Genomic DNA, 13365 nt, shown 5'->3' with positions numbered 1-13365 from the left:
AATTGCTATATCTTTTTTCATACTGCATAGTTTTGCGAGGAGAGCGCACGGGACGCGACTCAACGACTGGTCTTCACCCAGATAGCGACCAACAGGCGCTCGGGATGCTTTTTGAGTCAATTGGTTTGAGGGACCACCAAAGAGCTTCCCAGTTGCTGGCCGAATCGCCACAACTTGCGCGTGCGACGCTCACGGGAGGTGCCAATCGCTCCAATGCAAGTGCTTTCTTTCTGAGACAGGTTTCTCACTATCTCTATGCCGGAGACACAGCGCTGCATGTTGCTTCTGCAGCTTACCAGCGAGACTTTGCGGTAGAACTTGTACGCAGACACGCAAGCGTTCGAGCGAAAAACCGGCGCGGCGCAGAGCCGCTGCACTATGCGGCCGATGGGGCGCCTGGCGGCCCTCTGTGGGACCCAGACGCTCAGTACGCGATCATCGAGTACCTGGTTGGGGCAGGCGCAGATCCTGATTCTGCGGACAAAAGTGGCGTCTCTCCTCTTCACCGCGCAGTGCGTACGCGCTCCACGGCCGCCGTTCAGGCCCTTATCCGAAATGGGGCGGATGTAGTCAGAAGGAATGGGACAGGCTCTACGCCACTACACCTTGCAGTGCAGGATACGGGGCGAGGGGGCAGCGGGTCTGCAATGGCCCGCAGAGAACAAGGCAAAATCATCCGGTTGCTTCTTGATAACGGTGCAAGCCTCACAGACACCGATCGCGCAGGCAAAACCGTTAAAGAGTGCGTCAGATCCAAATCGGTGCGGGCACTGATTTCCGGATTCTAGACCGGCCGCATACCATAAGCCTGATTCAGGAGCACCTTTGCAGATCATTAAAGGTGCCGGAGGCTGGACACTGGCATCAGAAATCATGCCCGAGTTCTGGCCCGACTCGTTCCATTGCGAGAGTCTCATGAAACAGAATTTCTTGTTTATACACAAGATGCTTTCACCGCGGGGAACATCAATTAAATGCCATCCTCGTTTTCCTAGTGGTAGCCGCATTTGTTTGAGATTGAAAACGAGGAAGTTTCGTGGAAGGCTCTCGACATTCCAATAAATGGAACCATTACAAGGCCAAAAAGCAGCGGTAATCGTCATGCTGTGATACTTGTTGCAGGTAGCGGGCCCACTGACAGAAATTGGTGCTCACCTCTGCTTCCCGGAACAAACGGCAGTGGGAGGTTACTTGCGGAGGCACTCGCAAATCATGGCTTTGTGACTCTTCGCTATGACAAGATGGCTTCGGGTCCTCGCGTGAGCGAAAACCTTTCAAAATTTGCGGGGAAAATCAGTATGCAAACCCACTTGGATGAGTTATTCGGTGCAGTCAAAACCGTTATTGCTGAAGATGGGATCGACAACGACAAAGTATTTGCCCTTACCAATAGCGAAGGAGCCATTCATGCGGTAAACTACCAGCTTCAAGCCAAGACAAATCTGTTCAAGGGGCTGGTTCTTACAGGACCGCCGGGAAGAACGATTGGCGAAGTCGCCCGCATGCAAATTTTCGCTCAGGCAAGGAATCTGCCGTACGCGGAATCTATTATGAAAGACTATGATGCCGCGATCGCAGACTTTCTTGCTAGCAGGCCACTGAAGGTAGGACCGTCGATTCCTGAGAGCGCAAAGCTGCTGCTTCGCGGATTAGAGAATAAAGCTAACTTGCCTTTTTCAAGAGAATTATGGAATTACAGCCTTTCTGAGCATGTTGCAAAAATATCGGCGCCTATTCTGATCATGATAGGAAAGAAGGACATCCAGATTAACTGGCAGATAGACGGGAGGGCATTGGAAACAGCCACTCGTGGAAAAGCAGGCGTTTCGTTCTACTATCCTGAAAATGCCAATCATGTACTTAGGTCTGAGGAATTGCCAAAAGAAAGTCTCACGGCCGAGTATGCCTCCTCGCACTATTGCTCTTCAGATACAGATCTTGACAAAGCAGCTGAGGAGACAATATTTTCATGGCTGGCGGAAATGGCCAAAAAATAAGTAATGCGTAGTCTTCAATCCGGATGGAACGAAAAAGTCTTGACTCTGGAGATATAAGGGCCGGACGGCTTGAGTATGATAGTGCCGGAGGCGGGATTTGAGCCCGCGACCTTACGATTTCTTATGTTGAGATTATGAGTCGTACGCTCTAACCAAGCTGAGCTACCCCGGCACTCTCTGGCTGGCACGGCCTGAGCCAGCTGCTGCTTTTTTTCTCACGTATAATATATTCTATTAATGCACGTCCCGGCGACATGGCGAATTGCCTAAGACTGCGCAAAGATCTACTGCTCGTACAGTTTGCGCGCGTCGCCTTCTAGGACGCCGCTGCCAGTGTGAAGCCGGTCGATGTGGTTTGAGAGGCCCTCGGACGTGTCAAACGGAGACTCGCAGTAGGGGCAGACCAGGTTTGCCGTCGTAATGTCCTTCACGTAGACGATGGCCTTTGGGTTGATTATGCACACCGGGGTGCCCTCGATTGCCGTGTCAACGTCGACCATGGTGGACCTGTATATGGTCTCAAACATCTCGTCGCGGTTTACCATCCCAAGCACCTTTGACTCCGAGCTCACAATCACCTGGCGTATCACGTGCTTGTCCATCACTCCTAGAACCTCCTGCACCGTGTTGGCCGGCCCGACGGCAATTACAGGGGAGGACATTATTTCGCGCAGCTTTATCTTTTCGGGATTCTTGCCCTGCGCCATCACCTTGAAGAGGATGTCGGTCTTGCTGACCAGGCCTATTACTTCTCCCTGGTGCGAAACAAGGACGCTTCTGATTGCCCTCTCCTTTATCATCTTGAGCGCGTCAGCCGCGTTGTCGGTACTGCCGAGTATCACGATGTTTGTGTTTACGTAGTGCTCGATCGGGCTTGAGAGCAGGGATGCGGAAAGATCCTCTTGGCGGGCCATAACAGAAGGTTACTTGTCAATGGAAATATAAAAATATGGAGGCGAGTGATTTTATCACATATTTGGCTCGAAATAGCAAAATTCTTATCAAATCGATTATCGTTACGCACAAGAGTTATGCCCGCTTTCCAGATTTAGCATAAAAATTTTTCCATGCCTTTGGCTGAATCCGGATAGGCCCTGATTTCAGGTGCAACTTTTCCTGTCTATTGCTGCCTTCCCTCAAACCTGAGCTTTATGAGGTTCTGGCCGCCGGCCTTGCGGATTTCTACGAGGTCCTCCCTTTCAAGCCTCTTGACAAGCCTCCAGATGGTTGTCTTTGGAAGCTGGAACTTGCCGCGGATCTCGCTCTCAAACGCCGCGCCTTCCTTTTCCGCAAGAAATGAAAGGACGTCCCTGTCCTCCTGCCGGAGTGCAGGCTTTTCCTGGATAATCCTGCTCACTATCCTCGCTAGGACGCTCGGGTTGGTCTGCGATTCTGGTGCAGCCGTACCCGGGGCTCTGACAAGCGGGTCGGAAAATCCTGCATGCTCTGCCGGGCCGGTGTCTCTCAGTTTGTCCGAAGGTGTCCTTAATGCAGGTTCTATCGGATCAGATTCTGGCCGGAGAACGTCCGCGATGGGTCCGTCGCGTTCCGGACTCTGAACATCAATCTGCCGGCGGGAGTCTGGTTCAACCTCGCTCTGCCTTGGTGCTACCTGCAGGGGCGGCCGGCTGCGCATCCTGAGCACGATAAATCCTCCGCCTCCTGCGGCTGCGGCCACGGCCCCTACAACTAATCCAAGTGTGAGCAGGTTGCTGTTGCCGCTGCCGCCAGCGCTGGACGCTCCGATGGCCCCCGTCGCCTGTTCGGCAGAGTCCTTTGACTGCGGATACTCTCCCCGGGCAAACTGGTCTTTTGAGGTTTGCAGAAGCGCGTTTGCAGCCGTGGTGTCCCTGTTCTGGCTGCTGGCGTTCGCAATCTGCTGCTCGGCTGCTGATATCGCGGACTGGGCGTCGGAATATCCCTGCCCTGCCGTCACCGCCGCATCGTTTGCCTTGCCTGCGAGGCTCTCCGCATCAGTGAACCTGCCAGCAGCAAAAAATGACGTGGCATTCTTTAGCATGTCCTCCGCGGCGGTCAGAACTATGCCAGAATATTGCTGCTTTACCTCCCTTATCGTCGTGTCGGCGGCCTTTATCACGATGCTTGCCTGGCTTTCAGTCCCCACGACCCCGATGATATAGGAAACCGTCGAAACGCCCGGATTGAACGTAAGCAGGTACTGCCCTCCTATCGTCTTTATCGCTGGAGGCTCTGAGCCTGAAGTGTCAGTGAGCACGCTGTTTGCCGGCAGCTTTAATGTATATGCGATAGGCGAGTCTATCGAAAAAGTCCATACCTTGCCGGTCTTGTTGAGCAGGTCCTGGGTGGAATAACTTATCCTCGCGTCAGCCGAGCTGGGCGAGCGCAGTATTATCTGGTTCTTTCCGGGCCCAAGGTCGTAGGCAATCAACTTGTCGTTAAAGTCCGCGACGATGAGATCCCTAAAGTCCTGGGTGCCAAACAGCGCGACAGTCGAGTCTGTCTGCGGGTTTGGGATCTTGACGTCGTATTCGACCAGCGCGTCTCCGCCGCTTAGAAGCGCGATGAATAGCGAGTCCGGCTCATAGTTGGTGCCGTTGTCCGAGAGCTGCGCATCGGCGGCTCGAAGCAGCGGAGGGCCGCGCGTTTGCAGCAGGAGTGCAGGCGAAAAAAAAGTCAGCAAAAGGCTCGCTGCGACAACAAACAACATTGCGGTCCTCGGCGCACCTGCATACTCTGCCGTGCGTCTCCCGAGATTACCAAAGATCATGAGATGGACAGTCTGAACCTACAAACAGAAAGAAACGATATAAGTCTTATGACAGCTAGATTTTTTCTTTAAGCTCGGGATAAAACGTCCTAAAGTTTCGGTCCTTGTAGCCTTCCACCCACTTGAACTTGCGCTGGAGGGTGGCGGTATACACCTTGGTCCAGTCAAGCTCTACAAAGTTCAGCCACGCCTTCATTACCCTCGGGTCGATGTAGTTCCGAAGGGACGTGCCGATGTTGTAGTCCTTTGTGTCTTGCTGGAGCTTTAGCTGAACTTCCATGCGCTCAAGCCGCTCCTTCATGCGCTTTTCCTGGTTCTCAGTCTTCCACTTGCGCGCCTCGATTTCCGCCTTTGCGGCGGCTATTGCCTCCTTCTTTTTTGCAACCGATTCCTCGAACTTTTCAAGGGCTTTTCGCGCGGCGGGGTTCTTTGGGTCGACGCCCTTTTTGTGGTTGCAGGTAATCGCTGCCTGCAGGTTGGCTTTTCGCGCGGCATAGATCTTTTGCGCCTCCGAAGAGTTCTTGTCGATTTTTTCCTTCTTGAGCGAGTCCTGAACGACATAGGTCGCAATGCACGTCCTGAAGACCTTGGCAGTCAGGCCGGGCATGATGCTTCCCAGAAACGCGTTTACCTTCCGCGAGTTTATGCTGTCAAAAATCTGAACGGAGGGGTCCTTGCCCTTTGTAAATGCGACAAGGTTTTCATGAAGCGCCCTGGTGTCGTCAGAGTTGACCTCAAGCTTCTTCTGCCACGGCACGCTGTCCTTGCCCAGAAAATTAAACTCCAATAGCTGCCTGCCATCGGGCGACTTTGGAAACTTGATGTGCTCCACACGCAGGGTGCTCGCGCCGACCGTGTCGGCCTCGTCGGGATCCTTTTCGTCGCCAACCCTCATGGCCAGCTTGAATATTAGGTACGCCACGGTCGAGACCCTTCCGTCTGGCTTTGACTTCATGCGGCGTATGACCTCACGCTGAACCCTTGGCAGCTGCTCGGCTAGTTTCTTTGCCTTGTCGTATTTGGCCCTGTCGTTGTCCTGGCGAAGCGATGCCGAGTCGTGCAGCCAAACGTACTTGCGCTTGTCCGTGAGCGTCTCAATCCATGTCGCAAGCCATGTCGAGGAATGATCGTGAATCACGTCCTTCCAGCTGCCCTCGGGCACCGGCGCGCTTTCGCCAAGGTTAAGTATGACATCCTGGGGCTTTACCCGGGGCTTCCACCTCCCCCTCATCGGGTGCTGGCCCCTTCCCATGAAAAGTCCTGGCGGCTCGACCAGCCAGTTTGCAATATCGACCTCCACGCCGTCAACCATTGCCTTGCCAAAGGTCGCCTTGAGTTTTTCCCTCTCCCCCTTTTTTGCAAGCGAGATCTTTTTCTTTTCCTCTCGCGGCAGGTTCTTGAATCGCTCCTTGTCTGCCTCCTTCATTGTCTTTTCCTCGTCGACGAGCCTGTACGCCATGGCAAAGTCGATATCCTGCATGTTTGCGGCCTTGAACCTGTCTGGCAATAATTTTGAAAAATCGCTCATAAAGTTGGACTGAAAGACCGGGTCTTGCACATAGTGCGTGTCCTTCTTTTTTGCCCAGGCGTAGACCATTTCCTCTTGGTCGCGGCTAAGCAAAAGATCCTCTCCCTTGATTTTTATCGTGATGCCCCTTGGCTCGTATTCTGGTGGAAAGGCGACGCCCTTGTGCTCAAGCGTCTGCCACCTGACCTTGCCAGCGGCGGAACCCTTTGCTCCCGAGGCGGCGGATACCTCCGGTACCGCCACCGCTGAAGGCGGCGCATCGACATAAGCGTCGTCCAACTTGGTAAAAAACAACCGTCTACAACTATTGATAAACCTTTAGATGTTCAAACAAGTGCTCTGTCGCCGTCGATAACCTCTCCGACCACGGTCTTTTCTCCTTCAACGATTCTGCTCAGCACCTCAATCGCGGCGCGCTTGTGGAGGTATTCGTTGTTGTTGCCGCACCTGTACGAGTACGTGCAGCGGGGACAGCCGCTCTCGCTAACGCACGGGCAGTCCGAGAGGATTCGCAGCGCCCTGCCAAGCGCCATGTCCAGCCTCTCAAACAGTATCCTGCTTGCACCGTTTCCGCCGATGCTTCCGTCATAGACAAAAATGAGGCCTGACGAGCCGAGCGAGATCCCGCCAAGGTCCTGCGACGCGCCGCCGGTTATCATGGCGCTTCCCTCAATTACGACGTGCTCTGTCGCGTGAAACGCGCTGGTAGACACGTATTCGGGGCCCTCGGGGCTGTCAGACTTTGAGATCGTTTCGGTCGGCGCCGGCGCCCTGAAGACAAAACCCTTCGACTCAAACTCAAACTCTAGCGGCTCTTCGAGCATCACCTTTCTTTTTGCCTGCGCCGCGGCCTCCTGGCCGATCTCGATGTTGGCATAGCCAAGCACCCTCTTTCTGATGTGGAGCGTGCAGTAGAGGACCTCGACTCCAAAAGCCTGTCTCTTCTCAAGCACCTCTTTCACCGAAGGCCACTCGTCGGTGATTGCCTTGGTGTAGTACGGATAGTCATAAGGCAGAGGCTCGAGTTCAGCGTACGGCTGCCTGTCCTTTGTATTTTGATCAGCGGCGGTCGCGCTTGAAGAAAAATGAAGCTGCTTTACCCTGTACCGCCTGCCGGAGAAAAAGTACACCGCGTCCTTGTGCAGCTCCTCAAGTGCCTGCGGAAGCGCCCTGTCGCCTATCACGGACTTGTTGAGCATGATGTCAACGCGGCTTCCAATTCCCCTGATGCTGTACTTGCTGAGAACTTCCCGGGCCTTTTCGCGGTCTGGCACGAACTTGCCTGCCTCCAACGTTATGAGCCCCTTTGAGACTAGCGACTGGAGCGTCTGCCAGACAGGTTTTGATTCGGCCATTGATATTGGCCGGTCGCAGGACATTGCAAGTACCTGGTACTCGAGCACGAATGGGTTTGACGGGTCCGCGTAGGCATACTCCCTGTCAGACAAATAGTCGTCAGGATGGTTCTTGTAGTACTGGCTGATAGGGTCTGTCCCAAGCGCGAGAAACGCATAGCCCTGCTGGCCGCGGCGACCTGCCCTTCCGATGCGCTGAGTAAGCCTGTTGACTGGCACGATGCCGGATACGATGACGTCAATGTCACCAATGTCGATTCCAAGTTCCAGAGTGGGAGTAGCCGAGATTGCCGTCAGCTTGCCCGCCTTGAACTGATCCTCGACGTGCCTTCGGAGGTGCGCCGCAAGCCCTGCCCTGTGCACGCGAATGCTGACGCCCTGCCGGGAAGAGTAGAACGCGGTCAGCTCTGCGCCAAGGTGAGAGTTGCTAAACGACAGCGTCCTGTGGTGGTTCCTGGCGGCCTGCCTGATAAGGTCCAGGACAAGGCTCCGGTGGGAGCGCAGCGAGGGAAAGATCATTGCCATCTTGATGTTCTGCTGACGCCCAGAGCCTTCAATCACCTGCAGCGGCCGGCCAAACAGCACCTCGCAGAACTGGCCTGCGTTTGGTAGCGTGGCAGAGGCGGCCGCAACCTGCAGCCTTTTTCTGCCTGAAAGCGCGTCCATTGTCCTTTCAAGCCGGGCGACTATGTGGTGGACGTTTGAGCCAAAAACGCCGGTATACACGTGCGCCTCGTCTACCACAAGAAAGCGCGCGGTTCGCAAGAGGCGCGAGAGTTTGGTTCGGTGCAGCAGGTGGTAATGTATCACGTCAAAGTTAGTAATCAGGACGTCGGGCGGACTACCCATAACCTGCGCCCTCTCGGCGTCCTTGGTATCGCCGTCCAGTACCGCGACCCTCAGCCCAAGTGAGTCGGCGAGTCCGCGGATTTTTGGAAGCTGGTCCCTTGACAGGGCCTTGGTTGGATAAACAAAAATCGCTGAAATCCTGCCGCCCTCCGTCGGGCGAAGGGAGCCAAACCGCGGGACCTGCTCGGATATGCTCTGGAGGATCGGGATTGTAAACGCCTCCGTCTTTCCCGAAGCGGTGGGAGCGGTTATCACTACGTCCTTTCCCTGGAGGATGCTCTTGACGGCCATCTCCTGAAACTTGAAGAGGCGATCAATCCCTCTGCTCTTGAGCGCGCCTATCAGTGCGGGGTCGATGGGGAGCTCTTCAAGCCTTCCTCCGAGTTCCGGCGCCGGCTCCTCCAGGGCCCTAAAGTCAACCACATAGTCCTGCCGGGACTCAAGCGCCGCCCTTACAAGCGGGTCGCCGGTGGCGCCAGCTCCCGAGATCATTTTCTCGATTTCGCTGCGCGTCCGGATAATGCGCTCCTGCTCCATGACAATGTCAAGGTCTTCGCCGGACGAGATGCCAGATCCCGCATCGACTCTGTCCAGAAACTCCAGGTACGCCTCGTCAAAGGGCTGCGAGCCATCAGAACCGCCCTGCCACGGGACTAGCGCGCAGACAGAGCACTTTGAGCAGCGGACAATAACCCTGCCGTCAAATATCCTCTCGGCGGAGACAGAGTGAGGAGCGCTGCAACGGGGGCAGCGGTAATTGCCGGCCACAGTACAAGGGACGATGACTGTTGAAGGATAAAAATATTCTAGGCTGCCTGTCGGGGCAGGAAACAGTATTAATGCAGCTGGACTGAGCTGTGCTGCGGTTGTCCGGGCTAGGCAACAAGTACTGGCAGGAGGTCATTGAAGTACTCCGCTCGATTATCCCGGTCTATGACAGGGTCAACCGGGTCATCTCGCTTGGGCACGACGAGGAGTTTCGCTGCCGCGGGATAACCGGCAGGGTCCGGCCCGGAAACCTTGTGCTTGACGCCGGGTCCGGCTACGGCAATATGAGCCGCGTCGCACTCAGCGTCTCTGGCGGCAGCGCCAGGATTGTCATGTACGACCCTATCCCCGAGATGCTGGCCCGGGCAGACAAGGATTCGTTTGCAGCGGACCTGTCTTCAGGGATATTTGAGTACATGCCCTTCCGGGAAGGCACATTCGACGCGGTGCTATGCGGCTATTGCCTGCGCGATGCCGTGGAGCTCCAGACCGCCATCTCTGAGATGCACAGGGTGCTCAAGAACGGGGGCAGGCTGGTGATCGTCGACCTGGGCAAGCCAGACTCGCGGCTTGTCAGGGCGGGCACGTCGTTTTACCTTAAATACGTGCTCGGCGTGCTGGCCTTTTTTATCGCAGGCAGGGCCGGCCTCAAGTTTCGGACGCTCTACGGCACGTACCTGCGCTGGCCCAAGAACAAGGACCTCGAGGGCATGCTCAGGTCCAAGTTCTCTTCGGTCGAGTTTGAGAAAAAGATGCTCGGCGGCGCGATTATCGTGGCGGCATTCAAGTGAGAGTTATAAGAAAAGCAGGCGACTATACCTGTGGATGATGAAAGCCCGATCAACGACAGCGCGCAAGAAGAGTCGGCGGCGCGCCCCGCACTCCAAACATGCTCCTGCGGTCTCGCCGAGGGATACCCCGGTCTACGGGGTCGAGGCGCTCATAGCCACCATCGCCGACGAAAGGGAGCTCGTAAGAGCGCTAAAAAAGGCCAGCAAGCAATACGCCAATTTTTCGCTGGTACCGGCAACTAGCCAAGAATCCGAACCCTGCGGCCCTGCACGGCTAGCCTCCCCTCTGCAAACAGACTGACCGCCTCGGGATAAAGTTCATGCTCTACCCTCAGGATCCTCTCGGCCAGCGTCTCTTCCGTGTCCGACTCGCCGACTGGCACCGCGCGCTGGAGGATTACCGGCCCTGTGTCGGTCCCCTCGTCTACAAAGTGGACAGTGCAGCCTGACACCTTGGCGCCGTATTCAATAGCCTGCCTCTGGGCATGCAGCCCTGGGAACGACGGGAGCAGCGCAGGATGTATGTTCAAAATGCGCATCGAATAACGCCTTACAAACTCGGAGCTGAGCAGCCTCATAAAGCCTGCAAGGCACACCAGGCCGGAAGCAGGCGTGACGCCGTATGCTTCAAGAGCGGACGCCAGCTTGGAGTCATACTCCCATCCCCTCAGTCCTTCGGCGGGCACTACCTGAACCGGGACGCCGTGTTTTTCAGAGGCTATCCGAAGTCCTGGGGCATCGGCCTTGTCGGAAATCACAACCTTGGGACTGACCTTGCCTGTCTTGCCGCTTAACGAAGAGAGTATGGCGTCCATGTTGCTCCCCCTCCCTGAAATCAGAATGCCAAGGCCAAGCAATGCCGCGCTTGTTTGTTTTCGCACCTAAATATAGTCAACACTCCCGGCAAGTAGCTAAATCTTAAAATATTGACCTCGGCTAGGTGTGACAGCTTGCCGCACTGTACCGTGTCGCGTGGTTCTTCCGGAATCGTTGTGCGACAGGGCCAAACAACCATAGCCCTTGACCCGAGCCGCCAGGCGGATTGCGATATCACTTTTGTATCCCACGCCCACGTTGACCACCTCCACAAGAGGAGCAGAAATAAGAATGCCGAAAAGAAATCGCAGGTGATTGCGTCAAAGGAAACCTGCCTCATCGCCGGGGCGCGGGGGTACTGCTTTACCGAGCCCGCGGAATGCTGGGAGGGCCTTGAGCTTGTCGATACGGGCCACATACTTGGCTCCAGGGGACTTCTTGTAGGCGACTCGATGTTCTACACGGGCGACATCTCGACCCGCCAGCGCGCGTTCATGAAACCTGCAAGGATGCCCCGCGCAGAGACTCTCATTATCGAGTCGACCTTTGGCAGGCCCGAGTACGTCTTTCCGAAACTGACAGAAGTCGAGCACAAGACCAACAAGATAATCTCCGAAAACTACGACCTTGGGCGGCCGGTCATACTGATGGGCTATGCGCTTGGCAAGGCGCAGCTGCTCACCAAGCTTTTTGATCACTGGGACCCGCTCTACGTGCATGACTCCGTAGCAACCATGAACTCCGTCTACTCTGAACTCGGGGTAAAGTTCAAGGACGTTGTCACGTGCTCGCAGGCCGAGCAGCAGGGGCTGCTTGCAAAGGAGCGGCCGTGGATAATGGTTGCGCCCCTGATGTCCGGCAGGAGTGCCTTTGTACGCGACATGAAGGCACGGTATAACGCAGTGACAGTCGGATTCAGCGGCTGGGCCACGGGCGAGCGGTACCGCTACATGATGGGCCTTGACTATGCAATTCCGATGAGCGACCACTGCGATTACAACGAGCTTGTCGACGCTGTCAAGAAATGCGCGCCAAGCAGGGTGTATACCTTTCACGGGTTTGCAAAGGAGTTTGCCCGGTCGCTACGCAAGATGGGCTTTGACGCAAGGGCGGTGGACGAGGACGGCCACCCGGCCGGATCCGATGCCACCCTTGATTCTTTTCAGTGACAGGCCAGGGCTTGAAGGCTACTTGCGTGCCTGGTCTCTAAAGTACGGGATTACCTTGTTGCCAAACATCTCGATGCTTCTAAAGTAGCCCTCGCCCCAGAACCTGATGATAAAGTGGTTGGTCCCTGCCTTTATGAACCGCTCAAGCATCTGTATCACGTCGTCAGGCTTGCCGACACCGATGGCCGACCTTGCCACGCTGTCTGGAATGTGAAGAGCGGCCCTCTTCATCTGCTCCATGAGCTCCGGCTTGTTCATTGCGTATTCCGTAAAGTATCTCCTAAAGTCAAACTCCGAGTCCTGCTGGATGTTGTGGACCTTCAAAAGCTCCGGCTTGTAGAGGCTGACCTTGACTGCATTTTTCATCTTGTTCCATGCCTCTTCGCCGTCGTCTGTAAAGTACACGTCAACGTCGTTTGCAAACTGAAAGTCGTCAAGGTTCCTGCCCTGCTTTTTGGCGTGATCCTTGATTACGCCTGCGTGGTGCTTGAAAAGCTCCGGCGTATAGCCTATTGGTATCCAGCCGTCGCCGTACGTGGCGCACAGCTCGAGTGTCTTTGGAGCGCCGGCGGCAATGTAGACGGGCGGCCTCGGCTTTCGGATGCTTTTTGCCTGAAGGCACGCGTTTATCAGCTTGTAGTACTCGCCGGTATAGTTCACCCTGTTGTCCGGGTCAGAGTCGAACAGTTTTTCAATTACTTCCAGCTGTTCCTTGAATTTTGTCACGGGTTTGCTGAACTCGATGCCAAAGTCGACCACGTTCTGCGCCTCGCCAGCCCCAATTCCCAGGATGCCCCTGCCCTGGGTTAGCCTGTCAAGTGTCACGGCAGACAGCGCAATGGCGGAAGGGTGTCTCCTGATGGCATCAGTCACACACGTACCCAGTTCCACTTTCCTCGTGACCGCTCCGATGGCGGCAAGCAAAAGCCAAGCGTCGTTGACTACGGCGTTCTTCCACTGGGGGACGTTGGAGTGATCCATCGCCCACACCGAGTCAAAGTCTAGCCTGTCTGCCATCTGGCAGGCAGTCATTATCTGAGCCTCGTCAAGGCCTAGCCTTGCGACATTGAGCCCCTGTGTAAACCCGAACTTTATCCGCATTTTTAATCACAAAACCCCTCATTCAAAAGATAATTCATTTAGTTGTAGGATCAAATTGAAGGATTATTTAAGCATTTTAAATTCCGGGGGATATTCTACGGGCGAGGGGCAAAAAGGGCGGCCCCGCTCGGGATCAGGGCGCAGTGCGCAGCCCGGCCCCCGCAGACAGCACTCTGGTCAAGATAATACACCAAGCATGTCAACACTTGCTAGACGACCTGCTAAAAACGCAATTCCAAAAC

General features: G+C 55.3%; 10 protein-coding genes and 1 tRNA gene. 4 read left to right on the top strand and 7 right to left on the bottom strand.

All coding sequences use genetic code 11. From position 1 onward, the window contains the following. Positions 1-32: 32 nt before the first annotated feature. Positions 33-788: an ankyrin repeat domain-containing protein gene (locus ABI361_11410; protein ID MEO9321271.1), complete on the top strand. Its 756-nt coding sequence runs from the start codon at positions 33-35 to the stop codon at positions 786-788. Positions 789-1007: 219 nt separating this feature from the next. After that, positions 1008-1997: an alpha/beta hydrolase gene (locus ABI361_11405; protein ID MEO9321270.1), complete on the top strand. Its 990-nt coding sequence runs from the start codon at positions 1008-1010 to the stop codon at positions 1995-1997. A gap of 82 nt (positions 1998-2079) precedes the next feature. Here ABI361_11405 and ABI361_11400 read toward each other — a convergent pair. The 5 genes from ABI361_11400 to ABI361_11380 form a co-directional block, all read right to left on the bottom strand. After that, positions 2080-2169, bottom strand: a tRNA-Met gene (locus tag ABI361_11400). A 112-nt stretch (positions 2170-2281) separates the two neighbouring features. Beyond that, complete coding sequence (locus ABI361_11395; protein ID MEO9321269.1) at positions 2282-2911, bottom strand: CBS domain-containing protein; 630 nt, start codon at positions 2909-2911, stop codon at positions 2282-2284. Between the two features lie 206 nt (positions 2912-3117). Further along, positions 3118-4746: a hypothetical protein gene (locus tag ABI361_11390; GenBank protein ID MEO9321268.1), complete on the bottom strand. Its 1629-nt coding sequence runs from the start codon at positions 4744-4746 to the stop codon at positions 3118-3120. A 55-nt stretch (positions 4747-4801) separates the two neighbouring features. Continuing rightward, positions 4802-6553 (bottom strand): DNA topoisomerase I, encoded by a 1752-nt coding sequence (locus ABI361_11385; protein MEO9321267.1) that lies wholly within the window; start codon positions 6551-6553, stop codon positions 4802-4804. Positions 6554-6600: 47 nt separating this feature from the next. Next, the gene (locus ABI361_11380) at positions 6601-9246 is read right to left on the bottom strand and encodes a DEAD/DEAH box helicase (GenBank protein ID MEO9321266.1); all 2646 of its coding nucleotides are present in this window, start codon (positions 9244-9246) and stop codon (positions 6601-6603) included. A gap of 98 nt (positions 9247-9344) precedes the next feature. On the opposite strand from ABI361_11380, the gene ABI361_11375 reads away from it, so the two are divergent. Then, positions 9345-10037 (top strand): class I SAM-dependent methyltransferase, encoded by a 693-nt coding sequence (locus ABI361_11375; GenBank protein MEO9321265.1) that lies wholly within the window; start codon positions 9345-9347, stop codon positions 10035-10037. Positions 10038-10276: 239 nt separating this feature from the next. Here the strand turns inward: ABI361_11375 and purN are convergent, their stop codons facing one another. Next, positions 10277-10894, bottom strand: coding sequence for a phosphoribosylglycinamide formyltransferase (purN, locus tag ABI361_11370; GenBank protein MEO9321264.1), 618 nt, complete (start codon positions 10892-10894; stop codon positions 10277-10279). 93 nt (positions 10895-10987) lie between these two features. Here purN and ABI361_11365 point away from each other — a divergent pair, with 93 nt between their 5' ends. Next, positions 10988-12022 carry an exonuclease gene (locus tag ABI361_11365; GenBank protein MEO9321263.1) on the top strand — a complete coding sequence of 345 codons (1035 nt, stop codon included), beginning with the start codon at positions 10988-10990 and terminating at the stop codon, positions 12020-12022. An 18-nt stretch (positions 12023-12040) separates the two neighbouring features. On the opposite strand, the gene ABI361_11360 is transcribed toward ABI361_11365, so the two are convergent. Beyond that, the gene (locus ABI361_11360; GenBank protein ID MEO9321262.1) at positions 12041-13123 is read right to left on the bottom strand and encodes an LLM class flavin-dependent oxidoreductase; all 1083 of its coding nucleotides are present in this window, start codon (positions 13121-13123) and stop codon (positions 12041-12043) included. Positions 13124-13365 lie beyond the last annotated feature (242 nt).

The sequence above is a fragment of the Nitrososphaera sp. genome, assembly GCA_039938515.1.
In the GTDB taxonomy this organism is placed as follows: Archaea; Thermoproteota; Nitrososphaeria; order Nitrososphaerales; family Nitrososphaeraceae; genus Nitrososphaera.
This window is presented reverse-complemented; position numbering and strand designations above follow the sequence as displayed.

What these genes read in the sequence shown, in the direction of transcription:
- ABI361_11360 (MEO9321262.1), bottom strand. Translation starts at nt 13,123, where the DNA reads ATGCGGATAAAGTTCGGGTTTACACAGGGGCTCAATGTCGCAAGGCTA.
- ABI361_11390 (MEO9321268.1), bottom strand. Translation starts at nt 4,746, where the DNA reads ATGATCTTTGGTAATCTCGGGAGACGCACGGCAGAGTATGCAGGTGCG.
- ABI361_11395 (MEO9321269.1), bottom strand. Translation starts at nt 2,911, where the DNA reads ATGGCCCGCCAAGAGGATCTTTCCGCATCCCTGCTCTCAAGCCCGATC.